This window comes from Ruegeria faecimaris, from assembly GCF_900182615.1.
Classification (GTDB): domain Bacteria; phylum Pseudomonadota; class Alphaproteobacteria; order Rhodobacterales; family Rhodobacteraceae; genus Ruegeria; species Ruegeria faecimaris.
On record NZ_FXTE01000002.1, the window covers coordinates 1 to 26,722 of the forward strand.

Consider the following 26,722-nt stretch of genomic DNA (forward strand, 5'->3'; position numbering starts at 1 on the left):
ATCAATTCGATCTCGTCGCGCTGACGGCCCAGCTCGGACGTGATCGAGCCGAACAGCTCTGGGTCGCGCTCTGAGAGAGACTGGGTGAAAAAACCTTGTGTGCGTTGCGGGGCGTTCACTTTGAAACCTCCAAAAAAGGGTTAGCCGGTCCAGCCAAGGCCAGCGGAAATAGCGTTCATGGATTGCAGCAGGGGAACAGGAACCGATCCTGCCTGAGGTTCGGATCGAGCTTGTCGCAGCAATTCGACCTGCAGCGCGTGAATGCGGGCCAGTTCAGCCCGTTTGCGATCAAACCGCTCGCACAGGCGAGGGAAACGGTGTCCGATAGTTTGTCCTCCCGTCAGAAATTGCACTGCACTGCAGGCGCTATCGTATTCCGCTTTGATTGACTGAAAGACGATTTGTCGGGTGTTCTCATCGTGCACTAGTTCGCCGTATTGTGCGGCGATGCCCATATCCGCCTGATAGAGCGATTTCTCCATCTCATCGACGGCAAGGCGGAACAGCCGGGAGTGCTGAAACATATCCTGCAGCACTTCATCACCGCGCGCGCCACGAAATTTGCGGAAGCTGGCCATTGCGGCCCCGAAACCATACCAGCCCGTGATCAGGTGGCGGTTCTGCGACCAGGCAAAAACCCATGGAATGGCGCGCAGATCATCCAGACTGGCCGCGCCAAAGCGACGTGCCGGACGAGATCCTATTTTCAGGCGGGCTAATTCCTCGACCGGGCTGGCCTGCTGGAAATAGTCCAGAAAGCCTGGCATCTTCAAAAGCGAGACATAGGTTGTCTGTGACAGTTCCGACAGAGCATCCAGCGCGTCGTCGAACTCGGGCCGTGCCAGGGTTTCGCCGGGATTGGCGGTATGACGCAACGTGCTTGAGAGGAGCAGTTCCAGATGGGCCGCGGCTGTTCCGCGGTTGGCGTATCTGGTCGAAACAACTTCGCCCTGTTCAGTTACGCGCAAGCGCCCGGAAATTGTTCCGCTGGGCTGCGCAGCAATCGCCCGCCCAGTGGGAGCGCCGCCCCGACTGACTGAGCCCCCGCGTCCATGGAAAAAAGTGACCTTGAAACCTTGCGAAGCCAGTGCCGTCACGATGCGACGTTGGGCGCGCTCCAGCTCCCATGTTGAGCAGAAATACCCGCCATCCTTGCCGCTGTCCGAGTACCCCAGCATCACTTCGATTTCATTTCCATCGGTTTTGAGGCTGCGGCGGGCAAGCGGTACTGCCAAAACGTCCAGCAGGATCGCAGGGGCATTGCGAAGATCTGCAATCGTTTCGAATAATGGCACCACCGAGATATCCAGTGTCTCGGACCCGAAACCGGAATAGCGGGCCAGCAAGTACACACCGAGAATATCATCGGCAGACCGGGTCATGGACAGGATAAATGGCCCAATTGCCTTGGGGTCCGGCCCCGAGCGAACACTATGAACAAGCGCTAAGAGCGCCAGCATTTCCTGCGCCTGATCGCTCAGCGCCTCGCGGTTTTGATAGGGCAGGTTTTGATCTGCCAGCTCTGATCGCAGACGGGTAGACCAGTCGGGCGTGCCATATTCCGGTGCATGTCCGGATTGTGACCAAAGTTCCGTCAGAACGTCATTCGTGACGGTTGAATTCTGACGAATATCCAGGGTTGTGGTTCGGAACCCGAAAACCATAGCGGCACGGCACAGCGGACGGATATGCCTCTGTGCCAGGACGTCGGCGTTGACCGCGCATAAAGCCGCATCAAGTGCCCCAAGATCGCTTACGAATTGTGAGATGTGATCATAGCCGCCATCGGTCAGCCGATAGCGAATGGCATTGAGAGCCTGCCGGAACGGTTCGTTTCGATTGCGATCGTCGCCCGGAGTCCGGTCGATAATTTCTTGTACACGTGCACGGTTTGACTCAGGAAGCGGCAATATGAGTGCGCTGATGCTCAACCGGCTTGCAGCTTGATCGATGGCCTGACGATAAAGATCCTGAACCGTTTCACGGCCGCGTTGCAGGGCCAGTGCGGTCATCTCGGTTGTGACATTCGGATTGCCATCCCGGTCGCCGCCAATCCAGCTGTGAAAGCGAATGTTGGGTGTTTTGCCTAGAGTCTGACCCAACACATGCATGCAGGCCTGATCGAACCGATCCATGACCTGCGGGACGGCGTCAAAGATTGCATCCCGGAAGAATTGCAACCCCCACTCGATCTCGTCGCGCAAGCTTGGGCGCGACAGGCGAAGTTCGCCTGTCAGCCACAAAAGATCAATCTCGCCTTCCAGACCATTCAGCAATTCGGTGCGTTCGGTCGGGGTCCATCGTTGCACTTCAAGACTGACAAGATTGCGGTAGATCCGCCGGTGAATTTCCAAAACGGTGACCCGCTTGGCCTCGGTCGGGTGCGCGGTCAGGGTGGGACCGGCGCATAGGTCAGCCGTCAGTTTTTTTGTCTGGCTGTCCGTTAATTGCAGTTCAGACAATACCTCGGCAAACCCGCCTTCGACCGCTTCCGCGCCGCTTAGGGTCTCGGTCAGGCGCCGGTCCCGAACATGGGCGTTTTCATCAATGATGCGTAACAGTTGGAACCAGATCGATAGGGCTTGCAGATACGGCGTTGCCTCGAGCCCTGTAGGGATGGGTTGCAACGGCATGGCCTCGGCCCATGTCGCCACATGCGGCGCCCGCTTCGACAGAATATTCCGCCACAACGCCCGCAGTTCCGACCGCAATTCCTCGGCATAGCCCGAAGAGTCCGGGGTGGACGGAGTATTGCGGGCCAGCGCTTGCATCAGATCACCTGGTCCCGCGGGGTGCGACCTGCGAAGAAGTCGGCCAGATTGTCGAGTACGCGAAAGCCCATGGCCTCGCGCGATTCTTTTGTGGCGCTACCCAGATGGGGTAGCATCACCAGGTTGTCGCATTGCAACAGATCCGGGCTAATGCGAGGTTCGCCATCGAACACGTCCAAAGCAGCCCCACCGATCGTGTCGAACATCAGCGACTGCACAAGTGCGTGCTCATCCACGACCTCACCGCGCGCAGTGTTGATGAGGAAGGCGTTGGGCTTCATCAGATCCATTCTGCGCCCGTTGATCAGGTGCCGGTTTGCGGCCCCACCCGGACAGTGCAGTGAGACGAAGTCGCAGTGCGGCAGCAGATCGTCCACGGTATCGACCTGAGTTGCGTTGAACTGTTTCAATACCTCAGGCGAGACAGTGCTGCGGTTCTGCACAAGAATTTTCATGCCAAACCCATGGTGCGCGCGACGGGCCATTTCCTGACCGATGCGGCCAAAACCGATGATGCCCAGAGTCTTGCCGCTGACCTTGGTGCCGACAAGATGGGTCGGACGCCAGCCGGTCCAGCCGCCCGCGCGCAGCTCTCGTTCGCCTTGGCCGGCGCGGCGGGCTACCATCAGCAGCAATGTCATGGCCAGATCAGCCGTGCATTCGGACAAGACATCCGGCGTATTGGTTACGGTCATACCAAGGCTGCGCGCAGCGGGTTCACAGATATGGCTGTAACCAACTCCATAATTGGCGAGGATTTTGGTTTGCGCCGCAGATACGTCCAGCGCCTCGGCGCTGAGCGTGTCGGTGACCGTGGGCAGAACCGCGTCATAGCGTTTCAACGCATCGCGGATCTCGGCCGGGGACAATGGTTTGTCCCCGATGTTGAGTACGGTGTTGTAGTTTTCGGCCAGTTGCGCCTCGACGGCAGCGGGCCAGCGACGGGTGACAAGGACCGAAGGTTTGACCATCACGCAGCCTTTCCCATGACGCGGGCGATGGTCTCGCCAATTACCGCAGGGTTTTCAGCAACAGTCACACCCGCCGCCGATAGGATTTCGACCTTTTCCGAGGCGCTTTCGCCAAATGCCGAGATGATAGCCCCGGCATGACCCATGGTCCTGCCTTTAGGTGCGGTCAGACCGGCGACATAGGCCACGACGGGTTTGGTGACGTGGTCTCGGATATACTCTGCCGCCTCGGCTTCCTGAGGGCCGCCGATTTCGCCGATCATGGCGATGACCTCGGTGTCCTCATCCTGTTCGAACCGCTCAAGGATATCGCGGAAGGACGAGCCGTTGATCGGGTCGCCACCGATGCCGACGCTGGTTGAGACGCCAATGCCACGCTCCTTCAGCTGCGCCGCGGCTTCATAGCCCAGCGTGCCCGAACGACCGATGATGCCGACATTGCCCGGCAGGTAAATATGGCCCGGCATAATCCCCAGCAGCGCCTTGCCAGGGCTGATAGTTCCAGCACAGTTCGGGCCGGTCAGCACCATGCGATTGTCCTTGGGATAGCGATACATATAGCGTTTGACGCGGATCATGTCCTGCGCCGGGATGCCGTCGGTTATGCAAACGCAATAACGGATACCGGCATCTGCGGCCTCCATGATCGAATCCGCCGCAAACGGGGGCGGCACGAAGACAAGGCTGGCCTCTGCGCCGGTGGCCGTGACCGCTTGTTTGACTGTGTCGAAGACAGGCACGCCTTCTACGATTTCGCCGCCCTTGCCAGGGACGACACCGCCAACAACATTGGTGCCGTATTCCAACATATCCTTGGTGTGAAAGCGCGCCATACGTCCAGTGATGCCCTGAACAATAACGCGGGTGTCGCGGTCCAGAAGAATGCTCATTACACAGCCCTCATCTTGGTGTTTTGGGTCAAATCGTTTTGCCATGCACCAACGGCGCGTTCGGCAGCTTCCATCAATGTTGTTGCACGAATAATCGGCAGGCCGGACTTGGCGAGTATTTTCTGACCTTCTTCAACATTCGTCCCGGCAAGCCGCACGATGACTGGGATGTCGATATCCAGTTCCTTCAGAGCCTGCACGACGCCTTCGGCAACCCAGTCGCAGCGGTTGATGCCGGCGAATATGTTGACCAGAACCGCTTGGACGTTCTTGTCGGACAGTACCAATCGGAAAGCTTTGGCAACACGTTCTGGTGACGCGCCGCCTCCGATATCGAGGAAGTTTGCAGGCTCTCCCCCGGCCAGCTTGATCGTGTCCATCGTCGCCATGGCCAAACCGGCACCATTCACGATGCAGCCGATATTGCCGTCCAGCCCGACATAAGACAGGCCACGATCCGCCGCGCGGCTTTCACGGGGGTCTTCCTGGCTTTTGTCGCGAAGCTCCGCGACCTGCGGGTGGCGGAACAAGGCGTTGTCATCAAAGCTCATCTTGGCGTCCAGCGCCAACACGCGATCGTCGCCGGTGATGACGAGCGGATTGATTTCAACCATGGTCGCGTCCAGCTTGTTGAAAGCGGCGTAACACCCTTGGAGGGTGCGGACCATGTTTTGGATCAGACGGGGCTCCAGTCCCAGATTGAAGGCAATCTCGCGCGCCTGAAACTCCTGCAGACCTACCGCAGGTTCGACGATGGAGCGGACAATGCTTTCAGGGCGTTTTGCGGAAATATCCTCGATCTCCATTCCGCCCTCGGACGAGGCGACGATCATCACGCGTTGGCTTGAGCGGTCGAGCACAAAACCCAGATAGATTTCCCGATCGATCGGAACGGCAGATTCGACGTAGACGCGATAGATGCCTTTGCCATCGGGTCCGGTCTGATGCGTCACCAGCTTGCGGCCAAACATCTCCTCACAGGCTGCGTATATTTCGCTTTCCGAATTGCACAGCTTTACGCCCCCAGCTTTGCCGCGGCCACCTGCGTGAACCTGAGCCTTTACAATCCACTTGTCGCCGCCCAGCTCACGTGCACGATAGGCAGCTTGCTCGGGGCTGTAGGCCAAGGCCCCCGAAGGGACTTCGACGCCGAAATTCGAAAGAAGTTCTTTCGCCTGATATTCGTGGATATCCATCTGCATTTCCTCCCGTTTATGCAGCGATAGATGTGCCGTAGCGGCTTTCCAGAAGCGCTTCGATCGCTTCGAGATTCACCGAACCACCCATCTCGCGGATTGCTTCGGCAAACAAATGCACGATGCGGCCGATCGACTGATGATTCAGTTGGTTCAGGATGCCGATGCGGACCTGAACAGGTGCGCTGAGGGTTGGCCAGATGCCAAAGCCCCGGGCCCGGCAATTCTGCACCAGCTCCATTTCGCGGCCTGCAAGTTCAGCTGGCAGGTTCAGCACCACAAGGCTGGACATGTCCGAGGTGACCTCGCAGCCCATCGCAATGACGGCATCGCGCAGCACGGCCTCATGCGTCTTGTAAGCATGCGCGCGCTTCGCTAGCCCCTCCTGCAGGGTCAGGCGTAACGATTCATGAAAGGCCGCGACGGCATAGCCCGAATGTGTGCGGTGATATGTGCCTTTTTCGACATCCTGGCCATCGACGATGCCCCAGTGGCGGGCCTCGAAAATGGGATTGTGAACATAGCTGTAGGCACCCGTTGCTTTCAGGCTGTCGATATATGCGTCGGTAAAGCTGACGGGAGCATAGGTAAGCGGCAAGCAGCACAGGCCCTTTTGCGGACAAGAGGCCCAGCCGGCGATGCCCGGATAATCATCAACCCGGAAATCTGCGACACCCAAAGACGAAACGGCGTCGATCAGACCCATTGCACCATGGCGCTCGCAGGCATCCGAGAAGCCGCGCAAATCATTGATGCGTCCTGATCCCGTTTCCCAATGTGCCATAAACGCCCATTTGGGCTTGTGTTCAGCCAGTGCGGCTTCGACCATGTCACCGGTCACCGACTGACCATGCGGCACGTCGATGATCGTGACACTGGCGGCCTGCGGATCCAAAGGGTTGGCAGCATGTTCGTCCGGTGTCGCTGCCTTGATCCGAAGGGTCAGGGTATCGATGCCAGAAAAGGTCCCGTTGTTGAACGCAACAACCTTGTCACCGGGCATGACAGCCGAGAACATGGTGTCCAAAGCGCTCCAACCAGTGCCCGCGACCGCAAAGGTGTATATGTTCGTGGTGCCCCAGATTTCGCGCAACATGTGCTTGCATTCGATCATGCCGCGCAAAACGTCGCCCTGCATGTGATCCGCAACTCCGGCGCTGGAAAAGGCTTTTAGAACGCGCGCGTCTGTATTGCCCGGCCCGGGGCCTGCGGCCAGCGTCTCGGGGATTTCGAGCGTTGGATAAATCTGGAAAGTCATAGCGATCCTCCTTGATCGTTGGGGTGGTCAACCACGCCCAGACATCTCGTTGTGGATCAGGAAAGCCTTGCTTGCGTCATCGCGCAACGTAACTTACTACTGCTTTAGGACTTCTAATGGGATGTGGAAAAACCTACCCGTATTGGCAAGAATACCGAAGTATACCAAGTTTTGCCCTATACGAATGGGTAGTTTCTTGAGGATTTGGATGTAAAATCAATGACAGAGCCTTCACAACAACCGATTGACGTCATGCTTGCCGACAACAATCCGCTGGTCTTATCGGCCATGTCAGAGATTTTTGAACGTGATCCGCGATTCTCTTTGGTTGCCACATCGGCGACAGCTGAAGGGTTCCTGGGCGCGGTCATGAGAGTTCCGGTCCAGGTGTGTGTGATTTCCTGGAGCTTGCCTGTTCTTGGCGCGGCCAAATTGATCGAGGTTTTGCGAGAACAGGAAGGCGCGCCCCGTTTTGTCATTTACGGCGATGATGTCGGAGATGTTCCGCGCCTTGCAATGCAGGCAGGAGCTGCGGGGTTCTCATCCCGGTCTGGTGAAGTTGAAGCGTTGCTGGAAACCTGCGCGGACGTGGCTGCTGGCAAGATGGTGTTTCCCTTCATCGATGTCCGCCAGATGCAACAGAATCCGATCCACAGCCTGTCGCGGAAAGAGCGCGCGATTCTGGAAGCTCTAGCCAAGGGCATGTCCAACCGCGAGTTGTCCAAAGAGCTTCAGATATCGACCAATACCGTGAAATTTCACCTGTCAAACATTTACGAAAAACTATCGGTTAAAAATAGGACGCAGGCCATCGCGTATTACTATTCGTCTAATGCGGCCTCACATTAGATAGATTTGCCCAAATGCTCCAATGGTGTGGTCATTATGTTGGTCGCGTGATCGGCCTTTCTTAGGAACCCGTGGGGAATTGGGTGGCGGTTTCGGAAAAGCTCTGATCGACGGCGACGGTCGCAATGCAAACCCGAACCTGTTCTTCGATAGCTCTGCGCGCGAAAGAGGTCACGGCTGTGTCCGACGCGGAAGCATCGTAGATTACAGTTGGTTGAGCTTCGATACTATATCGAGTTGGAAACAGAAACACGTCAATCTCACCATAAAATTGCTACTTTTTTTCGACATATAGCGGGCCGTCCCATCTGATCTCGTCTTTGGCGACGGCGGCTTTGATCGAGGTCAGGTCTTGCTCCAGTAGGCCGGTCCGACCAGGATCATTTCGACATCAACCCCGAGAGAGTGCAGATATCTGGCTGTTTCAAGAAAATCGTACAGCCCTTTCTCGCGGGACAGGTTGCTTAGAAGCCCGACCCCGCAAATGCCCAGGAGACCGCAGGCTGGTCTGTGTTTGAGGGAGAAAAACGCGTTTTCGGCGACGTGCCATTTTTGATTGCTTCGGTAAGCGTGTGGGCGCCAAACAAGGTCAGAATAGTCGGAACATAGGCCATAATGGCGTCTGTTTCACGATGAGCACCCAACATGGTCAGCTCGGTGCAGTAAGGTGCTGATCCAGTTTCTTCAGGCCAGAAGTAAGGAGCCAAGTTCAGGATGGATGATTTGGCTTTAGCCATATGGTTCCCCAACTTCCGTGCCTGCTTCTGGGCGGTTCTATGGGGTTCACAGGCTCGCTTAAAAGTTGCAATGGCTCTTGCCCGCTAGGCCAGATTTTGTCCTTCACGGGCGTGATGACTGAACAACAGCTTGTTTGATTGGACATCGGATAGAAAATCCGCCGTGCGTCCAGACAGCGCGCGATAAAAGGTTAGAAGACCGGGTTCGATTTCTTTGGCAATGTCGATGCAGTTTTGGCGCAGCTCATCGGTGCGCTCCAGCGGTTCACGCGCACGTATGGCCGACAAAAGTTGAGCATGCGCATCGCGTAAGTTCTGGAATGCCTCGCTGTCGAGCATGTCCTGATCGCCAATCAATATGTAAACGGGCTCCAGGTTCTTTTTTCCTTTCAGGTCCACAAACCCAGCTTCCAACATCGCCAACTCTTGTTTGCCTAGAATGTAAACTGAATTCGAAACCAAGATGTCATAGTCGACATGTCGGCAGCTTTGTTCGATCCTGGCGGCGACGTTCACCACATCTCCGATCACAGTATAATTGAAACGCCGCCGCGACCCGATATTGCCCACACAGGCCTGTCCTGTCGCGCAGCCAGTGGCCAGCGCAATGGGTGGCCGTTCGCGCATGATTTCGGACCTATTGAACTGTGCCAATGCACCGCGCATCATCAAGGCTGCCCGTGCAGCGCGACAGGGATGATTTTCGACCGGAAGCGGAGCGTTCCAGAACGCCATGACTGCGTCGCCGATGAATTTGTCGATTGTGCCTCGCTCGTGCAAAATCTGATCTCCGACCTGTGAAAACAGCTCATTCAGAATGGCGACGAGCTCCGTGGCCGAAACCGACTCGGATAACGGGGTAAATCCACGGATGTCGGCGAACATGACGGTGATCTCTTGTGTTTCTCCACCAAGGACCAACTGATGGTCCGAGCCTTCCATTTCATCCAAAATTTCAGGAGCGACATAGTGAGAAAAAATCTTTCGGATCGCTCTTTTCTCGCGCTCGGTCGAAATGAATAGATATCCGGCCAACAGCCCGAAATTCGCCATCCCACCGGCAAGTGGGAAGGTTGCATCAAATAATACGAGTTGATTTTGAAAGGCCATCCAGCTGATCAGCACAACTACGGCTGCAGATACGCCACCCGCAATGAAGGATGCGACCGCACCAAAGCTGGACATGACGGCGACGACCACTAACCCCAGTAAGACGAATGAGACCAACTCAAGCGCAGCGGTCACATCGGATCGGCTGAGCATTTCGCCCGTTAGGACTTGTTCAAGTAACTGCGCGTGGATCGAGACGCCGGGCACGGATTCTCCGAGCGAGGTCTGGTGCATATCAAACAGACCCGCCGCAGAGGTGCCAACAAGAATAATCTGGTTTTCGATCCGGGACCGCAGCGCAGGATCATCCGGATTCGTCATAACGTCATTGGCAGAAACATACAGTTCAGGCCGGTCTCGCCTGTACCGGATCCAGACTTCGCCGTTCTGAGTTGTTGGCAATCGAAAATCGCCCAGTTCAAGCGCCAGCATGACACCGGATTCATCGGACGCGCCCTCGGCGAAAAGGACTGTTTCCCCCAAGGCCACCCTAAGGGCCTCAATTCCCAGGCTTGGCAGGGCGCCATCCGGTCCCCCCCAAAGTACCGGGACCCGGCGGACCACACCGGTCCCACCAAGTGGTGAGACATTCACGCCCCCAATGCCTGTTGCATCTGAATAAAGTGGCGGAGCAGGAGGAGTCCAATGCGGAACCTGGACGAGCCCTGAGGTCGGAGACTCACCGATCTCGATGATCCCCGCCTTGGATATGACGGGCTGACCATCATCGGCCACACGGGCCGCTACACCCAGAACAACCGGCCATTTGGCGATTTCGGCTCCGAAAAAAACATCGTTGTCCAGGTTTTGGGCGTCTTCATCGACCGAGAGCACCTCGGCCAACGCAGGGTCTTCTAATAATCGAGCAGGCGAATAGCGGTCGGGTTCGACAAACAGCATGTCAAAAGCGATGACCGCAGCTCCATTTTGGCCGAGGTTTTCAACCATCTGAGCCATAAGATTGCGCGGCCACGGCCATTGCCCCCAGTTGGCTAGTGACTGTTCGTCTATGTCGACAACACGGATTGGCAGGTCGGGGGTGTAATCGCGTGGGGCCATGCGCTGAAGGATGTCGAAATATATCAGCCGAGTCATGCGCACGGGAAACGGATCTATGACCCTGACAAAGCATCCAAACAGGATCAGGCACAAACCCACAAGGCGAAAACCCCTGCGGCGAGTGCTCCGTTCTTTCGACTTAACCGTCACGGTTGCCTCCGAAGACAGTGGTCGCTTTCACTGCCCGACATTACCGATTACCCATATCAGCCGATGCTCAGTTAACAGGTCTATTCGGTTTCGTATCCGGCGCTGCACCGCCTTCTATACTGGGCGCCTCGACGGGTGCAGATGCTACCGAAGCCTTCACCGCTTGCCGCTGCGGGGGCGCTGGGCGGGGCTCGGGAGCGTCGGATTTTTCGATGGGCTGCACTGGTGCTGATTCTCCGGCGCAACCTTCGATATTCACGCGCAGCGGACTCAGAAGTCGTTCTTGAGATTGAATGAATGGAAATCCATTTTTCACTGCTTCGTCGTACTGTGCCTGATCGGCCGGGCGGCCCACCTTGCCTTTTTGACTGGTGGCAAACAGGCTGCATTGACGTCCAGTTGATCTGCAGCCGCCTTTCAGGCCGCACATCTGCACGGTGCCTTCCAGCACCAGCATCGAGCTTTGGGTGCCAGGCACAACCCACATGTCGAATATGGTCCCACGCACAGCCATTGTCGCTGTGGGGGTCTGGATGGAATAGGCACGTTTTCTGCTGTTGCCCGAGATGAAACGAAAGCTTCCACCCAAGGCCTGAACGGCAAAATTCTTGGCCTTCTTCTTGTTTCGCAACATGGTCACATCCAGCGCCATCTTTGCATTAGGCCCTATCGCGATCTTCGTTTCGTCAACAAAGATCAGCTGAACTACCCCTCTGCTGTCTGTGGATATGGAATCACCCGAGGCAACTTCCATGCCTTCAAGCAGTGGCCGGGAATTCCCGGCTCGGGTAATTTCTGCGCCTTGTTTGACGCTTACGACAGTACCAATGTTGGCCAGGATCTGCGACGGCAGTATCAAAACACAACAGGAAACACACAACACTCTTAACCAGACCAAACTAATTATCCCTTCCCCAAGGTTATTCCAGAGCGCAATGCGCCCGCTGCCCGGTCTGTGCCTCGTGGAATTTATTTCTTTGTATTATTTGTAAAAAATCTAAGCAAATATGCCTTAATGCCTATGTGTTTGGCAAGTTTTCTATGAAGCTGGAGAAAATTCCCACCTAATTGGGCTGACCCGGAGCTTCGGAAACTCTCTGTTTGTACATTGCCGGTGTTTCGGACAGGGCCCTTTTCAAATCAGTGTTTCGTTGGGCCGTCGCTCGCTTTCCCAGCCGACGTCTCTTGGGTCTGATCGCCTTATGGAAGGCCCGGCAGACACGCATTGCGGGTGACGTTTCGCGGCTGCCTTTGATCAAGCCCGAAAGCCATAGACATCATGGATTTGACTTTTTGAAGATTTTTTCACGAGGTCCCTTGTATTTCTTGGCGCTTATCGAATACACCGGCCAGCGGAGACGTGGCCGAGTGGTCGAAGGCGCTCCCCTGCTAAGGGAGTAGGCCCGGAAGGGTCTCGAGGGTTCGAATCCCTTCGTCTCCGCCACCAAATCTTCGTATGATGTTTTTTGTGATGGATTACACGTTTTGAAGGCTTTACCCGCCACATCCGCCAAGAAATAACGTGATCGGAAGGTCGGGTGTTCCGTTTCCAGCACTCAATGACCCGGCCCTTCGAAATCCTCGCGGGACGCGATAGGTTCGAAGCTTGCTCTCGTGATCGACCATTGGTGCCTGGATTGTCGGCAAATCCGCTAAAACCACCGAAATCGGTACCGTTGGTGTTGCAAGAGCCGGCACTACCGGGGTGTTTCTGAATTCGGATGACTGTTCGGTATGAGGCTGCTGGCGCTCGAAAGGTTGACCACCGGTAAAGTTGATTCAGCGGACAGGTCCAATTTGCCGATTTGACTGCCTTGGAACAGACTGCGGATTATCCGCTCAACTCCAAACTGGCCAATGGAAAACTCTGCAGAATTCTACCGGTCCATTCCTTTGGGACGGCGCAAAGAGCTGTGGACAGACCGTCAGCTAAGGCTGCATTGGGTGCGGAAACGGAAACAGTGTGGTTGCTTGGGCTTGGGCCGAATGGGTTCAGGATATGGCCGTGGTCGCCCGGCAAGAGTGTGCCTGCAACCGATGATGTGGCTACTGAGCGTTCTCGCAAAGTGATCTTCTTGAGGACTTGATTATTGTGACCAGCAAGGCCGACCCGCCAGTCTTGCCCGTCACCTCGCTGACCCATTGCCGCGATTTCTCCCATGTTAACCAGAACATCGCGTAAGCCAAAGGACCGTAACAGCGCCGCAATGCGATCGGTGATTGCGCCTTGTGCGATACCGTTCAATGTCAAGGCTGAGACACCGGGCTCCGGCAGCTGGATCGCATCAGCGTCATATCGGACTCGGTGCCAGCCGACAGTTTCTTGGGCGGCAGTCAATTCAGATGCGCTGGCGCGCGCGGCCATCGCCCTCCAGACGGGTTGTATTGTGGGGTCAAAAGCCCCGTCTGATGCACTGTGAAGGGTCGAACACAGGCTCAGTACATTCAACAGCTCGGGGGCCGGTTGCTGCAGCAACCCGCTTCGGTTCAGCTCTGAAATCTGTGATCGCGATCGGTACAGACTAAAGATATCTTCCAGCCGGTTCAGCTCAGCTTCGATTGATGACAGCAGGGGCGCCGCCTCTGCCTCTGAAAGGCCAACAAGGTCAAGGCTGGCTCTGGCCCCCAGCGCGATGCCACGCCAATGCGCAACTGGTGCGCCAGAAGCGGCCGCCGGTAGCGCGGCGCATGCCGCAGACATGATCAGAAAACGACGTCGGGACAAACGGCTCATGCTGGTGTCTCCAGTTTCAAGTCCAGATCGACGGGGCCAAGCACTTCGGCGTCGGGTATGTCAGTCAGGGGCAAAGCGGAACCTCCGTACAGGATGATGAAGCTGTCCGCATCGGTCGGGTCGGCAAAGGGCACGACCTCGCGCGCGCCCATGCCGCCGGCGACATTGGCCCCGACGACGAAAGTCGCACCTTCGGCATTGATCCAGTTGGATTGACCTGGTTGATGCCAACTTGGGGCGGTTCCCATATCGCTGACATAGATTGCAACAATGGCTGCCTCGCGTTCGGGGCTTTTGAGATAGGCAACCATGTCGCGAACCTGCGCAAAAAACAGTGGTGTGGGATAGCCGTCGAGGTGAATCTGTCCTTTTGGACCGCCATGTTCAGCAATATTCATCTGGCAAAAAAAGCTGAGTGCGTCTGGCGTCAGATCGACCGGGTCAGGCGCGGCAATCTGTTCTTCCTTACAGGCAGTCAGGGCGAGTAGAGCAATCAGGAAAAGACGCTTCATGGCTCGACCCTTCGGAACGCGAGCCGGGCAAGTGCAAGGCCTAGCAGGGGCCAGATCAGCAAAGACAACGGGGCGGCCCAGACGGGCAGAGCCTGCGCAGCGCCGGTCATGCCGGATGCCATCGCGACGCCCTCGGTTGCGGCGATATTCCACAGACGGAAAGCGTCGGCCGGGTTGGCCACCATCACCCATGGAAAGACGGATTGAGTGAAGGTGCCGCCCTTGTCCATGACGACGGCCCCCAACAGGCCCAGATCATAGAGGACGACAAAAACCAGCCAGAGCCCGGCCGACAGACCTGCTGCCGCCGTGGCCCCCTTTGCCAGGGCGGACAGCAAGTATCCCAGTGCGAGAAACACGGCGCCCAGCACGATCGAAGTGAGGATAAGACGGACCAGAGCCAACAGGCTTTCTGGACCGGCGCCACCGAACCATGCTGCCACCGCGCCAGCCGTGCCAAAACCTATGGTCATCGCAAAGGCAAGCGCCGACAAATGGGCGGTGAATTTTCCCAACAGGATTTCTTCGCGCCCGGCGGGATAGGACAAGAGCAGCGATAAGCTGCCCCGGTCCACATCGCCTGCGATGGCGTCAAAGGCAATCATCAGTGCCAATAGGGGGGCAAGATAGACCGACAGTGTCGTCATCGAGGCAACCGAGACAGTCAGCATATCTACGCCAAGCGTGCCTGTGGGTGCACTGCCTGCAAAGGTAAGTGCCAGCGCGAATAACACCATGATCAGTGTCGCCATCAGCAGCCAGCGGTTGCGGCGCAGGATCAACATTTCAGTGCGGGTGATGGCGAGGAAGCGGGTCATGGCCTCTTCTCCTGTGCATAGTAGCGATAGAGATCTTCCAGCTTGGGAGGTGTCATTTCCACATCTGCCACCGCATCGCCCAATCCGGCGATCCGGCGCAGGGCCTCCATCTTGTCGTCGACGGTGCAGAGCAACTCAACGGACACGCCATTGATCCGGCTGCCGCCCAGTTTGTCGGCCAAGGCGTCAGGGTTAGAGCTGGCGCGCACCTTCAGGCGGATTGGCAGACCCGCCAGCGCCGAAAGGTTGTTTAACGTGTCATCGGCCACCATCCGGCCCCCGCGCATGATTGCGATCCGGTCTGTGCGGGCCTCGACCTCAGTCAGGGCATGCGATGCGATCAGGACGGCGGTGCCTTTTGCGGCCAGTTCGTCGATGATGGCGTACAGATCCTGCCGAGAAATCGGGTCCAGTCCGCTTGTCGGCTCGTCCAGCAATGCCACTTTCGGCTGGCCCAGCAGCACTTGCGCCAATCCCAGACGTTGCCGCATCCCCTTGGAGTAGGTCCCGATCCGTCGGTCCAGTGCGTCGCTGAGGCCGACGCGATCCAGCAAACCGGGCACATCGGCCTTGGACCCCGAGAGCTGCGCGAAAAGAGTCAGCTGTTCCCGGCCCGTAAGCGCCGGGTGGAAGGACACCGCCTCGGGCAAGTACGCCGTATCCCGCCGCGCCTGTGCGCTGCCGGGTGTGGCGTCTCCGATCCGAATGGCTCCGCCCTCAATCGGGATCAGGCCAAGGATGGATTTGATCAGGGTCGATTTGCCAGCGCCGTTATGGCCCAGTAGCGCCACGCGCTGACCAGGGGCAAGAGACAGGGTGATGTCGTCAAGAACGCGGGTTTTGCCTCGGTCCTTACAGACGTTGTTTATCGTCAGGGCCTTATCCGTCATGAGGCACCTTTTTCATAGCTGAGGGTTCAGGGGCTCGCATCAATGGATTGCTGTCCATCACACCCCCCGGCAATAGTGCCGGGAAGGCTGATTGCGACCAGCGCACCAGCTGCACGGCAGGGGAACCGAGCAGCAGCTTGGCTGCGGGTTGGGTCCACAGCACATGGTCCATCGAGTCATTGGGGCGATAAGGGGCATCAGCCACGCCGTTGCCATCCACATCATAGGCGGCGAAATCGGACCAGTAATTGCCGCGCCCGTCTTCAGACCACTCGACCCACTTGGTCGAAACGTATTTCACCTGAGTCCGGTTTCCGACAAAGGCGTTGCCGACGATACGGTTACGTTCTGACCCAGCAGTGAAGTGAATGCCGATGCCGCAACCCTCGAACCAGTTGTCGGTGAATTCGTTCTTGTTCGAGTTATACAGGAAGGTGCATTTCTCCTTTGCACCCTTAACGACGTTCCCGGAAATCACGCTCTTGTTGGCGTAGTTCAGCATCACACCATGTTCGCGATCATCAATCGACACATTGCCGGTGATTTTGACATTGGTCGTGAACATCACCGCATAGCCCAGATCATTGCCGATCGAGACGTTATCGCTGACCACCGAGTCGTCGGCATACATGTAGTGCACCGCGAACCGCAGGTCGCGGAACAGGTTTCCAGTAAAGGTGTTCTTCTTGGACGAGTTCACAAAGATCCCATCGCGCCCGTACCGGATATCATTGTCTTCGACCCGCGCACCCGGTGCGTTCCAGACATAGACGCCGTTGCCGCGGTCATTCATCCGCTTGTCCTGACGCCCTTCGATCCGGTTGCCGCGCACGACGCTGTCCTCGGCGCCGTGGATGTCGATGCCATAGAGATTGCCCAGCAACACATTGCCTTCGATCACCGGCGCATGGGCCGTTTTGACCAGCTGAATGCCACTGTCGATCCCATCATGGCTCGAGCCCGAACCAATCACTGTCAGACCGCGTACGGTCACGCCCGGTCCGGTCACGGTGATGACGCTGCCGACGCCTTGTCCGTCAATGGTGGCCTGCCCCTGCCCGTCAATAATGACGGGCCGGTCCAGAACCAATGTCTCAGAGTAGACACCGGGGCTCAGGCGAAGGGTGTCTCCATCCGCCGCCTGCGCCAGTATCTCGTTGATGGCCCCCGCCCGGTTGGGCACATCCCAATCCGCCGCCCAAAGGGGCGAGCCGAGCAGGAGCGGTATGAGCAGGGGCCAACGCATGGGTTATGCCCCCGCCGGCTCGACCAGCATCCGGCCGCGCATTTCCATGTGCAGCGCGTGGCAGAACCACTGACAATAGAACCAGTGCACGCCCGGACGGTCGGCAGTGAAGGTGACCGAAGCGGTCGCCATCGGCGCAACTTCCATCGCGATGCCGTAGTTGCCCAGACAGAAGCCGTGGGTCACATCGTCCACGTCATCCAGGTTGGTGATATAGACTGTTACCTCATCACCCTGTTTGACGGTGAACTTCTCAAGGCTGAAGGTTGGGGCCTGCGAGGTCATATAGACCCGCACCTTGTTGCCGTCCCGGATTGGTTCTTCGGCGCCGTCTTCCAGATCGATGCCATCGGCCTCAGCCTGTTTGCGGGCGTCCTCCCAGGTGATGTCGTTACGGTCCCAGACGTTGACCGGGTTGACGATGTCAGCGCGCACCATGATCGAGTCATGCGGCTCGGCAAAGGTCGGCCCGTCGTGAACCACCTTCATCTCGTTGGTTGAGATATCGATCAGCTGCTCGTTCTCAGGCTTAAGTGGACCCGTGTTCAAGAACCTGTCTTTCGAGAACTTGTTCATCGAAATCAGCCACTTGCCATCAGCCTCCTTGGTTTCACCCATGGTGGTCGAGTTATGGCCCGGCTGATAATGCACATCGACTTTCGAGATGATCGGGTCAACATCGGCGCCGCCGTAAGCCTCGATTGCCTTGTCGAGGTTCCACTTCACGATCTGACTGTCCAGGAATAGCGTGGTGAACGCGTTGCCCTGGCCGTCATAAGCAGTGTGAAGCGGGCCAAGACCCAGCTGCGGCTCACCCACGATGCAGGACCGTGGATCGGCATCACTTTCGAACAGAGCGTCCAGTTTGGTGACGTCCATGATCGATACGGTCGGAGACAGCTTACCGTTGATGCAGACATGCTTGCCGTCAGGCGCAGTGTTGATGCCGTGTGGTGAGTTCGGGATCGGGATGTAACGGGTGTATTTCTTGTTCTGACCCTTACGGCCGTCCAGAACTTTGACGCCTTTCAGTTCCTGATAGTCGCCCGCCTCAATACCCGCTTCGATTTCCGCGAGGTTGAAGACAACAACATGGTCCATCTCGTTCTCGGTCATCTCGGCCAGGTTCATCCCCATTTCCGAGTTGTACGAGGTCGAATAGGCGTATTTGCCCTGATAGTCGCAGTCAGTGTTATCGAGGTTGCCCGACACGATCACCTGCCATGCCACTTCCATGGTGTCGCCGTCCAGCGCGGTGAAGATGTTCACGTATTGCGACGGATCGTCCAGCACAGTGCCGTCATTGACCAATGGAGTTTCATCTTCGCCATTGGCAAAGACATAACCAGTGCGCGGGAATTTCTGCGGACGCAGACCATGGATCGCCTTGGCGTTCGGGATTTCGGTGATCTTGTCGCATTTCATCACGTCGCAGCGTACGCGGGCCACACGGGTGTTGGCCTTGTCGTTCATGAACAGGTAACGGCCATCGTAGGTGCCGTCGGTGAACGACATATGCGGGTGGTGCAGGTCACCGTTATCGTAGGTTTTCATGCCGCGCTTGGCGAGGAATTCCTTGGTTTCCGGCAGCAGGCCATCGGTCATGATCTTCAGCGATTCATTGGTCTGACCCCAACCGGTGGCCGAACAGCGGTTGAACACCGGCACCCGCATCAGCTCGCGCATGGACGGGAAGCCCAGAATGCGCAGCTCACCGGTCTGACCCGAGGACCAGAAACCGTAGTATTCGTCCAACTCACCAGGTTCGAGATTGGCGTTGGCCGCGGCGCTGGCCTGTTTTGCGGTCATCAGGGTTGATCCCAGACCGGTTCCGGCCAGCACGGCGCCAGTGGCGGTCGCCCCCAGCATACCGCGGCGTGTGACGGTTAGTTTGTTGTCATGTTCCGACATGATCGTTCCTCCTTTTAGGAAACGGTTTTCGGTTTGGCGTTTGGATGGTTCGCCGGTGGTTGTCCGAGTGGGGTCTTGAGATCGACCGACCCTGTCTTGGCCCGCCGTTTCAGTTGGCGGATAACGACGGGACATTTGTCCTCGGACTGGTAGAGCACCTGACAATGCAGGCAGGTGACGCACTCGTTCGGATTGATCTCACCTGTGGGGTGGATCGCCTGAACGGGGCATTCATTGGCACAGGTCTGACAGGGGGTGCCGCAGTCCTTGTAACGGCGTAGCCAGTCGAACATGCGCATGCGGGCCGGGATCGCCAGTGCTCCGCCCAACGGGCAGAGATAGCGGCAGTAGAACCGCTCAACGAACAGGCCGATCCCCAACAGGGCCAGCGCAAAAACCACAAACGGCCAGTCGCGCATGAATTTCAGAATGATCGCGGTCTTGAAAGGCTCGATCTCGGCATACTTCTCGGCCAGCGGGATGGAGACAAAGCTGAGGCCGAAGAGACCCAAGAAGATCATGTATTTCGCGGGCCACAGCCGTTCATTCAGGCCCCAGGGCAGGGTCCATTGCGGCACGCGAAAAGCCCGCGCGATCTTGTTGGTCAGTTCTTGCAGCGCGCCAAACGGGCACAGCCAGCCGCAATAGGCACCGCGTCCCCAGAACAACAGGGCGGCTGCCACGGCGAACCATTGGATGAACACCAGCGGGTCCAGTAGGAAGGCATCCCATGAGAAACCCGTGCGCAAACTGCCCGCCAGCGCCATCAGGTTCACCACGCTCAACTGGGCATTCGCGTACCAGCCGATGAAGAACAGGGTCATTGTCAGATAGCCGATGCGGAACCAGTAAAAGACCCGCGCGTTCATCGTGGCATGGAACTGGAAAAAGAAGGTCGCCGTCAGTATCAGCAGCATGACGCCCAGACCGGCAATCTCGACTGTGCGATCCTTCCAGATACGTTTCCAAAGAGCGGCTTTGGCGGCGGCTTCACCTGTGGCGTCATCCACAACGGTGGGGGCTACGACTGGCAACAGGTACTGCTCAGGCAGTTTGTAGCCCAAATCGAAGGTCAGGAACGTCTTTTCAACCGCACCGACGGCGCGTTGCACCAACAGTTGCAGGCGGAAGGGTTCGGCCGGATCAAACTCTGCCTCAGCGGGGATTTTGAAGATATCCAGCTCGGTGAAACTGGGCGCATTGGCGGCCGCAACTCTGCCCAGACGCTCTTGCTGTTTATCAAAGAAGCGTACCGAATTATCACCTTGAATCAGCTGAATACGGTCGAAAATTCCGCCACGTACATAGCCTGACCCCTTGAAGCTATAGGCGCCACGACCCAGCACCAGGATGGCTTGCTCGCCCTCGCCCAGCCACTCGGTCAGGTTTTGATACTCGGCCTCGCCCAGCAGCGACTTGCCGATCGACGGGACTGAAACCAACGCCAGATGCATGTCGATGAAGGTGTCGTCGGGCGCGCCCCGTTCACGGCGCCTGATGGCGCGCTGGTCGCCGGTGGCCTCGAACGCAGCGTTGACCTGACCGACATCCAGTGTCAGGCGTCGGACCGAGCCGTCACCCGAAAGCGTTGTCCAGTCATAAGTGGCGTCTTGTGCCATATCGACATCGCGCTTTGGCCCGTCGGCCTGCAGCGGTGACAAGCCACCCAGCCCCAGAGCCCGCGCTACCTTGATGCCGCCACGCACGAGACTGTCGTCGATCACCATGATTGTGACAGTCGCGCCCGAGATAATGTCGAGGTCATGGCCCTCACCGCCTGTTTCAGCCTCAATCCTAAGGTCCAGGCCGGCGTAGCCTTCGGTCAGTTCGACCATGCGCGCGTTCGGGATCCCGATCAGTACGATGGGTTCCGAATGCTTGACCAGCTTAACGCCAGTAAGCACCGCATCATTGTCGATCGCTGCAACGACGTGAATGGGTTTGCCGGAATAGCCTGTGGTGCCCACGAAATCCGAGGTCAGAAAGGCCCAGGCAATCGTTTTGCCCCCTTTCAGGATAGGCGCAACCGGAATGTCTTTTCTGATCGGGCCAAATGCCTCGGCGCCGGGGATCAGGTCCGCGGGCTCAAGTTCTGGCAAAAAGCTGGCAAGGCTGTCGGCATGTGCGCTGATCGCCATCAGGCAGGACAGAAAAAAGGCCAACAGGAAATGGATTGCGCGACTTACGACCACGGCGCACCTCCGATGATTGGGATGGATGCCATGGACGCGCGCGGGGCGCGTTGGGTTTTAAATTCTGGTGCAGGGGGAGGACCCCGGGTTTCTGGCCACAGCCGGTCAGAGCCATTTAGCTCGAAGGACCTGTTGTTTTGGCAAGATAAGAATTGAACCCTTCCCCGTAGCGTCACTTCCAGCGGCATGGGCAGAGGTGCGGCACCGGTCACGGCGCACAGCGCGCAATCGGCGCATTTGGGGCAAGGTGCGGTCGGGTCTGCATCGCCTTTTTCAAGATCAACCTCGACCCAGACCGCGCCGCCCTCCGAGCAGATCTCAACCCACATGCTTTGCCCGGGACTCGCCAGCGCCGGGCTAAGCAGCTGCAAAAGCAGAAGGATTATACCTGCCACCGCACAAGCTGCGCGGGACGCGCAAACAGCTGAAATGTGCAAAGGATTTTGGGCGGGCATGGAGAATCCAACTCGGTGATCTTTCCCAAGTCCTAAGAGATTCCCGAAAGCAGATACTTGACTTCGGTTAGGCCTTTGGAGAATCCGACCTAGCCGTCTGCTTCGTCCATCAAACTGCGTACCCAGCGCCCTGCAAACCAGCAGGCAGGTACACCCAATGGGATTGACCACAGGATGGCGGTGACAGGCTCAATCACTCCGAATCCGGCGCTGTTGGCGATCAGGCCAGCCAGAAAAAGGTTTATGGCCACGGTCAGCGCAGACGCTGGATACAGCAATATGGCCAGTTTCCACACCGGCCATTTGCCCTCAGTGGCTGGTTCCTTCCGAGAAGGTGATTTTGTTCCAGACATTGTACTTTCCCGAAGGTTTGCGCATCGGCAGACGGCGGAACTCTTCCAGTGTTTTTGCATCATAGATGATCACCGCGCCGTCATCTTCCCAGATCGAAACCAACGCATGGCTTCCGTCCTTGGTGAATTCCACATGGGCCACGGTTTTGCCCGGCGCTGGGCGCAGGGTCCGTACGATCTCAAGGGTTTTCTTGTCGATCACATGCATCACATCCTTGTTGGGCCCAAAGAAAACATCGGCCCAGACATATGGCGAGTTTTCATGGCTGCGCATGAAAAACCCCGGCCCTTCGGTCTTGATCCGCTTGACCGTTTCCCATGTCTCCATGTCGATCACCGAGACGGTGCCATCAGTCAGGTGCGGCGTTGCCATCACAGTTGTATCGCCGCGCCGCCAGGTAATCCCGGAACCCAGATGCGGCATGCCGGGCAGATCCAGGTCAGCCACTTTTTGGCCAATGACCAGATCAATCACCTGACCGCCGTTCCCGTCGCGAGATGCGCCCATGACGTATTCATAAGTCTGGTCGAAAAAGAAATCGTCCAGATAGTCGGGCGTAGTGATCTTGCGTACTGGGAAAGGGTTAGGGTTCTTGAACTGCCCTTCGATACGAAAATCGTGTCCCAGCCCGGATTGGGGTGGATTGGCGCCATAGAAGACCTCCCAAATCTCTGGCACATCCTTCAAGGCCAGCACAAAGCTTTCCCGTGGCGGAGCTTGATAAACGGCCGAAACGCGGCTGGGATTACCTTTCCTGCTTTTAATCTCGATCACTTTTGCCACCGAAAGATCCCGGGTGGACAAAAGGGTCAGGCTGTTGGGTAGGTAATTCGCCACCGCCAGCCATTTGCCATCGCCTGACATGGCAATGTTGCGGCTGTTTAGCCCCGCCCGCACGCGACCCACCTGTTGCAACGCCCAGATGTCATATTTCTGGACCCAACCATCGCGGGACATGATGAACACATAACGTCCATCGGGGCTGAACTTTGGGCCGCCATGAACGGCAAAAGGAGTTTCAAATCTGTCCAAAACCTCAAATGTGTCACCGTCCAGAACGCTGACATTGTGGTCTCCGGTTTCCACCACCAACGTGATGTTCATCGGATCACTGGACCAGACGGGCGCATCGATCTCGACATAGTCTGCGTCCAGCGTACGGCTGGCCATAATGTCCGCCTCGGCCCAGTCCGGGGCGGTCTCGAGCGGGGATTTCAGCCAACCTGCCAACTCCTCGATCTGCAGGGCGTTCAGATTATGCGCAAAGGCTGGCATCTGGGTGGCGGTGCGCCCTTCGGCGATCACGGCTGCAACCCGCGGCCCGCGCATGCGTTTTAGCGTTTCGGGTATCAAGGCCGGACCAACTCCGCCCAGCCGGGTGTCACCATGGCAGGACGCACAATGATCGGCATAGTCGGACTGGGCGTCGGCCCATGCGGCGCTGGTCAGCAGAAGCGCGCACAGTGTTCCAAGCGTGCGAGCCCTAAAAGAACTGATGCGCCGGATCATGGCTTTTCCCCCGGAAAGGTGTGACCTGCAGGCGTTTGCCCGCTTTATCCACGCCAATTTCATCGTTTGACAGGTAACAGGCCGGGTCCTCGGCCCAGGGATCGCCCGTCAGTTGCAGGGCCCGGATGCGCGTGTTGCCACCGCAAACATCCCTGAGCTGACAAACTCCACAGCGCCCTTTCAGCGGACGCGGACGAGTGCGCAGCATGGCCAGCATCTTGTCGTCCCCGGTCCACAACTCGGAAAACGGCGTCGTTTTCACATTCCCGACCGTGTAATCTGACCAGTAGGTGTCGGGATGGACCCGACCAAGATTGTCGATATTGGCCACCCCCAACCCGCTGGAGTTCCCGCCCCAGGCCGCCAAATGCGCACGTATATGCGAGGTCTTTTCGGCATCAAAATGCGTCCTGACCCAGTTCAGAAAATATCCGGCGTCGGCATCGTTATTGCCGGTGACGATATCCAGCGGGCGCCCGCCCGAGGCAGCCTCCCACGCGCGGTCCAATAACAGATCCAGACCTTTGCGCGTGCGCAGATGCTCGGCATCCTCGCCCCTGTTCTTGTCGCCGCGACCGGCGTAAACCAGATGAGACAGGTAGAATTTGTCGACCCCCTCATCATCACACAACTGCAGGAGATCGGGCAGATGGTGCTGCGTGCCCTCGGTCAAACAGAATCGCAAACCGACCTTGATGCCGCGTTTCTTGCACTCGCGCACGCCGCGCAGGGCATCTGAAAAGGCGCCCTCGACACCTCGGAACCAGTCGTTTGTGGCCCCGATTCCGTCAAGTGATATGCCGACATAGTTTAAGCCGACATCAGCGATCATATCAGCGGTTTCATCGTAAATCCGCGTGCCATTCGTCGACAGCGCCAGCATCGGCACCAACTTGCGCGCCCGGTTGGCGATATCAAAGAAATCGAACCGATCCAGCGGTTCCCCCCCCGAGAGGATCAGGGCCGGGACGCGAAATTGGCCGAGATCCTCAAGGGTTACCATGGCTTGCTCGTGGTTGAGCTCACCCGGGAACGCGACGTCCGCCGAAACAGTATAGCAATGGCGGCATTTCAGGTTGCAGCGCCGGGTCAGATTCCAGATGACCACCGGCTTAACCGGGCCGGGGCGGCGCTTGCGCACGGGGGTCGGGGTGACCAGTTGCTGCATGTATTCAGTCAGGCGGAACATGGCGTTTGGCCTTTCGGTTTCAGGCGCAGCCCGGTCTTTTTCAGGATGCGCGTTGAATACAGGATGTCCTTGCCCCGGCAGGCACTGCCCAGAATACCGGCAATCTCGGCCCGTTTTTCTTCGACTTCACCCCTGTCTTTGCCATGGACCATGGCGAACAGGTTGTAAGGCCAGTCGGGCAGGGCACGTGGACGTTCATAGCAATGGGTGACAAAAGGCAGACCGCCAATATGTGCCCCCAAATCAGCGATTTGACTGTCATCGACGTCCCAGACTGTCATGCCGTTCGAAGTCATGCCCAGTTTGTAGTGGTTCGGGGCTGCGGCGATACGACGTATAACGCCGCGCGCCTTAAGTTCTGCGAGGCGACACAGCAGCGCTTGTTCGTCCATCCCAAGGCTTTCAGCAACCCGAGCGTAGGGCGAAGGCACCAGGGGCAATCCGCCCTGCAGAACCTCGATAATCAGTCTGTCTTTTGCGTCGATCATGCCGCCACCCGGAAGCCAATGAAGAATTCCTGCAACTTGGGAAATCTGAGAACTTCGATCCCCGTCTCTTGTTCGATCGCATCGGCGCAGGCCTCAATCCCTTGGGGCGTTTCGGTGGCCAACACGAACCACATGTTCAGCCGGTGCGTACGTTCATAATTATGGGCAACTTCGGGATGCGCGTTGACTTTGGTCAGGACGGATTCAAATGCCTCTGTCGGTATGGCCATGGCACATAGGCAAAAAGCCCCGCCCATCGCGGCCGCGTCAAAGAACGGGCCAAAGCGCGTGATGACCCGGTCATCCTTCATCCGTGATAGGCGAACCAACAGATCCTGTTCCGAAATCCCCAGTTCTTGGGCCACCATCGCATAGGGTTGTGAGGTCAGAGGTAAGTCGTCCTGCATTCGGTTCAGGATTGCCCGATCAGTTTCGTCCAGGGTCATGCCGCCGTCTCCTTGGGTTGGATCAGCGCGCCGGTCTGTTTGAAACAGCGAGTTGAAAACAACACCTTGTGCTGCGCGCCAAACAGCTCAGGCAATGCCGCAGCCCCGGCCAGGACGTTTCGCGCTTCGCTGCGCGAGCGGGCGTGGATCATGGAATACAGGCGGTAGGGCCAGATGTTTTCAACGGGTCGACGCTCATAACACAGTGTCACGCCAGGGTATTTTGCCAGCGCAGGCCCGGCACGATCGACCTGATCAGTTGGCATATCCCAGACCACCATCGCATTGGCCGACCAGCCCAGTGCCCGGTGTCTTACGATCACGCCAAGACGCGAGACAATTCCAGCCTCGTGTAAGATCCGGATCCGCGTCATGGCGTCCTCTGGTTTACGGTCCAAAGAGGCGGCCAGTGCTGCGTAAGGTTCGCAAACCAGCGGTAAGCCGGAACTAAGCGCCTGCATCAATGAGCGATCACCCTTTTGCAGAACGGAACAGTCCACCTTGCGCGGTGCCGGTACGTTGCGTTGCTTGCCTGTCATTCGAAAGCCCAAATCAACATTGAACGGCCGAACCAGACGCAAGTCCAAAACCTGCAAACCGGTTTGCAGGCCAATCCGGGCCAGAGTGGCGTCCACATGCGCGCGATCAGGGCCGGTCGCTACAAACCAGAGGTTCCATTTGTCCTCACGTTGATAATTGTGGTTCACACCGGGCTCTGCGTCGATCAGGGCGGCAATGTCCTCCAGATGCTCCTCGGGTGCGGCCACCGCGGCCAGAGTGCTGGCCGTCACCGCGCCCGGAGTGATCGTGGCCCCGACCCGGGTGATCCGGCCGGTCGAACGCATTCGCGCCAGACGGTTCAGCACTTCAGCTTCGTCCAGCCCCAGCGCCTTGGCCACTGGCTGAAACGGGCGGTCGATAATCGGAAATTCGCGCTGAAAATCGTCCAGCAGGCGACGGTCGATCGGGTCAGTGATATGTTGCATG

General features: G+C 57.6%; 22 protein-coding genes and 1 tRNA gene. 2 read left to right on the forward strand and 21 right to left on the reverse strand.

All coding sequences use genetic code 11. The features are described 5' to 3' along the window. Positions 1–140: 140 nt before the first annotated feature. The 5 genes from FN806_RS06220 to FN806_RS06240 are packed head-to-tail and all read right to left on the reverse strand — an operon-like array spanning position 141 to position 7,086. The gene (locus tag FN806_RS06220) at positions 141–2,771 is read right to left on the reverse strand and encodes a phosphoenolpyruvate carboxylase (RefSeq protein WP_142635197.1); all 2,631 of its coding nucleotides are present in this window, start codon (positions 2,769–2,771) and stop codon (positions 141–143) included. After that, positions 2,771–3,742: a 2-hydroxyacid dehydrogenase gene (locus FN806_RS06225; RefSeq protein WP_142635199.1), complete on the reverse strand. Its 972-nt coding sequence runs from the start codon at positions 3,740–3,742 to the stop codon at positions 2,771–2,773. The genes FN806_RS06220 and FN806_RS06225 overlap by 1 nt, the downstream gene beginning before the upstream one ends. Then, positions 3,742–4,632, reverse strand: a complete 891-nt coding sequence (sucD, locus tag FN806_RS06230) for a succinate--CoA ligase subunit alpha (RefSeq protein WP_142635201.1) — start codon at positions 4,630–4,632, stop codon at positions 3,742–3,744. Before sucD ends, FN806_RS06225 begins: the two co-directional genes overlap by 1 nt. Next, positions 4,632–5,828 carry a malate--CoA ligase subunit beta gene (locus FN806_RS06235; RefSeq protein ID WP_142635202.1) on the reverse strand — a complete coding sequence of 399 codons (1,197 nt, stop codon included), beginning with the start codon at positions 5,826–5,828 and terminating at the stop codon, positions 4,632–4,634. Before FN806_RS06235 ends, sucD begins: the two co-directional genes overlap by 1 nt. 16 nt (positions 5,829–5,844) lie before the next feature. Then, a complete protein-coding gene (locus FN806_RS06240; RefSeq protein WP_142635204.1) occupies positions 5,845–7,086 on the reverse strand; it encodes a pyridoxal-phosphate-dependent aminotransferase family protein in 1,242 nt (413 codons plus the stop codon). 219 nt (positions 7,087–7,305) lie between these two features. Between FN806_RS06240 and FN806_RS06245 the strand changes: the two genes are divergently transcribed. Next, positions 7,306–7,935: a response regulator transcription factor gene (locus FN806_RS06245; protein ID WP_246097171.1), complete on the forward strand. Its 630-nt coding sequence runs from the start codon at positions 7,306–7,308 to the stop codon at positions 7,933–7,935. A gap of 464 nt (positions 7,936–8,399) precedes the next feature. Here the strand turns inward: FN806_RS06245 and FN806_RS06250 are convergent, their stop codons facing one another. The 3 genes from FN806_RS06250 to FN806_RS06260 form a co-directional block, all read right to left on the reverse strand. Continuing rightward, positions 8,400–8,672: a hypothetical protein gene (locus FN806_RS06250; protein WP_142635206.1), complete on the reverse strand. Its 273-nt coding sequence runs from the start codon at positions 8,670–8,672 to the stop codon at positions 8,400–8,402. Between the two features lie 84 nt (positions 8,673–8,756). Next, complete coding sequence (locus FN806_RS06255) at positions 8,757–10,877, reverse strand: CHASE2 domain-containing protein (RefSeq protein WP_142635208.1); 2,121 nt, start codon at positions 10,875–10,877, stop codon at positions 8,757–8,759. A gap of 181 nt (positions 10,878–11,058) precedes the next feature. Continuing rightward, complete coding sequence (locus FN806_RS06260; RefSeq protein WP_246097172.1) at positions 11,059–11,850, reverse strand: FecR family protein; 792 nt, start codon at positions 11,848–11,850, stop codon at positions 11,059–11,061. Positions 11,851–12,345: 495 nt separating this feature from the next. On the opposite strand from FN806_RS06260, the gene FN806_RS06265 reads away from it, so the two are divergent. Further along, positions 12,346–12,435: transfer RNA gene (locus FN806_RS06265), tRNA-Ser, on the forward strand. 387 nt (positions 12,436–12,822) lie between these two features. Here FN806_RS06265 and FN806_RS06270 read toward each other — a convergent pair. The 13 genes from FN806_RS06270 to ahbB (FN806_RS06335) all read right to left on the reverse strand — a co-directional run bounded on the left by FN806_RS06270 (position 12,823) and on the right by ahbB (FN806_RS06335) (position 26,721). After that, a complete protein-coding gene (locus FN806_RS06270) occupies positions 12,823–13,725 on the reverse strand; it encodes an FAD:protein FMN transferase (RefSeq protein ID WP_142635210.1) in 903 nt (300 codons plus the stop codon). Beyond that, on the reverse strand, positions 13,722–14,237 hold the full coding sequence (locus tag FN806_RS06275; RefSeq protein ID WP_142635212.1) for a nitrous oxide reductase accessory protein NosL: 516 nt from the start codon (positions 14,235–14,237) through the stop codon (positions 13,722–13,724). Before FN806_RS06275 ends, FN806_RS06270 begins: the two co-directional genes overlap by 4 nt. Continuing rightward, positions 14,234–15,055, reverse strand: a complete 822-nt coding sequence (locus FN806_RS06280) for an ABC transporter permease (protein WP_142635214.1) — start codon at positions 15,053–15,055, stop codon at positions 14,234–14,236. Before FN806_RS06280 ends, FN806_RS06275 begins: the two co-directional genes overlap by 4 nt. Next, a complete protein-coding gene (locus tag FN806_RS06285) occupies positions 15,052–15,945 on the reverse strand; it encodes an ABC transporter ATP-binding protein (RefSeq protein ID WP_142635215.1) in 894 nt (297 codons plus the stop codon). The genes FN806_RS06280 and FN806_RS06285 overlap by 4 nt, the downstream gene beginning before the upstream one ends. Next, positions 15,935–17,191: a nitrous oxide reductase family maturation protein NosD gene (locus tag FN806_RS06290; protein WP_142635217.1), complete on the reverse strand. Its 1,257-nt coding sequence runs from the start codon at positions 17,189–17,191 to the stop codon at positions 15,935–15,937. The genes FN806_RS06285 and FN806_RS06290 overlap by 11 nt, the downstream gene beginning before the upstream one ends. A gap of 3 nt (positions 17,192–17,194) precedes the next feature. Beyond that, positions 17,195–19,102, reverse strand: coding sequence for a TAT-dependent nitrous-oxide reductase (gene nosZ / locus FN806_RS06295; RefSeq protein ID WP_142635219.1), 1,908 nt, complete (start codon positions 19,100–19,102; stop codon positions 17,195–17,197). 14 nt (positions 19,103–19,116) lie between these two features. Further along, positions 19,117–21,240 carry a NosR/NirI family protein gene (locus tag FN806_RS06300; protein WP_246097197.1) on the reverse strand — a complete coding sequence of 708 codons (2,124 nt, stop codon included), beginning with the start codon at positions 21,238–21,240 and terminating at the stop codon, positions 19,117–19,119. Positions 21,241–21,838: 598 nt separating this feature from the next. Beyond that, positions 21,839–22,102 (reverse strand): hypothetical protein, encoded by a 264-nt coding sequence (locus FN806_RS06310; RefSeq protein WP_142635225.1) that lies wholly within the window; start codon positions 22,100–22,102, stop codon positions 21,839–21,841. After that, complete coding sequence (locus FN806_RS06315; RefSeq protein ID WP_142635227.1) at positions 22,059–23,612, reverse strand: nitrite reductase; 1,554 nt, start codon at positions 23,610–23,612, stop codon at positions 22,059–22,061. The genes FN806_RS06310 and FN806_RS06315 overlap by 44 nt, the downstream gene beginning before the upstream one ends. Beyond that, positions 23,587–24,801 carry a heme d1 biosynthesis radical SAM protein NirJ gene (nirJ, locus tag FN806_RS06320; protein ID WP_142635229.1) on the reverse strand — a complete coding sequence of 405 codons (1,215 nt, stop codon included), beginning with the start codon at positions 24,799–24,801 and terminating at the stop codon, positions 23,587–23,589. The genes FN806_RS06315 and nirJ overlap by 26 nt, the downstream gene beginning before the upstream one ends. Further along, on the reverse strand, positions 24,789–25,289 hold the full coding sequence (gene ahbB / locus FN806_RS06325) for a siroheme decarboxylase subunit beta (RefSeq protein WP_142635231.1): 501 nt from the start codon (positions 25,287–25,289) through the stop codon (positions 24,789–24,791). The genes nirJ and ahbB (FN806_RS06325) overlap by 13 nt, the downstream gene beginning before the upstream one ends. Then, complete coding sequence (locus FN806_RS06330; protein ID WP_142635234.1) at positions 25,286–25,735, reverse strand: Lrp/AsnC family transcriptional regulator; 450 nt, start codon at positions 25,733–25,735, stop codon at positions 25,286–25,288. Before FN806_RS06330 ends, ahbB (FN806_RS06325) begins: the two co-directional genes overlap by 4 nt. Beyond that, positions 25,732–26,721, reverse strand: coding sequence for a siroheme decarboxylase subunit beta (ahbB, locus tag FN806_RS06335; RefSeq protein ID WP_142635236.1), 990 nt, complete (start codon positions 26,719–26,721; stop codon positions 25,732–25,734). The genes FN806_RS06330 and ahbB (FN806_RS06335) overlap by 4 nt, the downstream gene beginning before the upstream one ends. Between the last annotated feature and the right edge of the window lies 1 nt (position 26,722).

Excerpts from the sequence above, each read along its gene's own strand:
- FN806_RS06235 (WP_142635202.1), bottom strand. The coding sequence starts at position 5,828 with ATGGATATCCACGAATATCAGGCGAAAGAACTTCTTTCGAATTTCGGC.
- FN806_RS06310 (WP_142635225.1), bottom strand. The coding sequence starts at position 22,102 with ATGTCTGGAACAAAATCACCTTCTCGGAAGGAACCAGCCACTGAGGGC.
- ahbB (WP_142635236.1), bottom strand. The coding sequence starts at position 26,721 with ATGCAACATATCACTGACCCGATCGACCGTCGCCTGCTGGACGATTTT.
- FN806_RS06240 (WP_142635204.1), bottom strand. The coding sequence starts at position 7,086 with ATGACTTTCCAGATTTATCCAACGCTCGAAATCCCCGAGACGCTGGCC.
- ahbB (WP_142635231.1), bottom strand. The coding sequence starts at position 25,289 with ATGATCGACGCAAAAGACAGACTGATTATCGAGGTTCTGCAGGGCGGA.
- FN806_RS06280 (WP_142635214.1), bottom strand. The coding sequence starts at position 15,055 with ATGACCCGCTTCCTCGCCATCACCCGCACTGAAATGTTGATCCTGCGC.
- sucD (WP_142635201.1), bottom strand. The coding sequence starts at position 4,632 with ATGAGCATTCTTCTGGACCGCGACACCCGCGTTATTGTTCAGGGCATC.
- FN806_RS06275 (WP_142635212.1), bottom strand. The coding sequence starts at position 14,237 with ATGAAGCGTCTTTTCCTGATTGCTCTACTCGCCCTGACTGCCTGTAAG.
- FN806_RS06290 (WP_142635217.1), bottom strand. The coding sequence starts at position 17,191 with ATGCGTTGGCCCCTGCTCATACCGCTCCTGCTCGGCTCGCCCCTTTGG.
- nosZ (WP_142635219.1), bottom strand. The coding sequence starts at position 19,102 with ATGTCGGAACATGACAACAAACTAACCGTCACACGCCGCGGTATGCTG.
- FN806_RS06285 (WP_142635215.1), bottom strand. The coding sequence starts at position 15,945 with ATGACGGATAAGGCCCTGACGATAAACAACGTCTGTAAGGACCGAGGC.
- FN806_RS06300 (WP_246097197.1), bottom strand. The coding sequence starts at position 21,240 with ATGGCGATCAGCGCACATGCCGACAGCCTTGCCAGCTTTTTGCCAGAA.
- FN806_RS06330 (WP_142635234.1), bottom strand. The coding sequence starts at position 25,735 with ATGACCCTGGACGAAACTGATCGGGCAATCCTGAACCGAATGCAGGAC.
- FN806_RS06315 (WP_142635227.1), bottom strand. The coding sequence starts at position 23,612 with ATGATCCGGCGCATCAGTTCTTTTAGGGCTCGCACGCTTGGAACACTG.
- FN806_RS06220 (WP_142635197.1), bottom strand. The coding sequence starts at position 2,771 with ATGCAAGCGCTGGCCCGCAATACTCCGTCCACCCCGGACTCTTCGGGC.
- FN806_RS06225 (WP_142635199.1), bottom strand. The coding sequence starts at position 3,742 with ATGGTCAAACCTTCGGTCCTTGTCACCCGTCGCTGGCCCGCTGCCGTC.
- FN806_RS06245 (WP_246097171.1), top strand. The coding sequence starts at position 7,306 with ATGACAGAGCCTTCACAACAACCGATTGACGTCATGCTTGCCGACAAC.
- FN806_RS06270 (WP_142635210.1), bottom strand. The coding sequence starts at position 13,725 with ATGAGCCGTTTGTCCCGACGTCGTTTTCTGATCATGTCTGCGGCATGC.
- FN806_RS06250 (WP_142635206.1), bottom strand. The coding sequence starts at position 8,672 with ATGGCTAAAGCCAAATCATCCATCCTGAACTTGGCTCCTTACTTCTGG.
- nirJ (WP_142635229.1), bottom strand. The coding sequence starts at position 24,801 with ATGTTCCGCCTGACTGAATACATGCAGCAACTGGTCACCCCGACCCCC.
- FN806_RS06255 (WP_142635208.1), bottom strand. The coding sequence starts at position 10,877 with ATGACTCGGCTGATATATTTCGACATCCTTCAGCGCATGGCCCCACGC.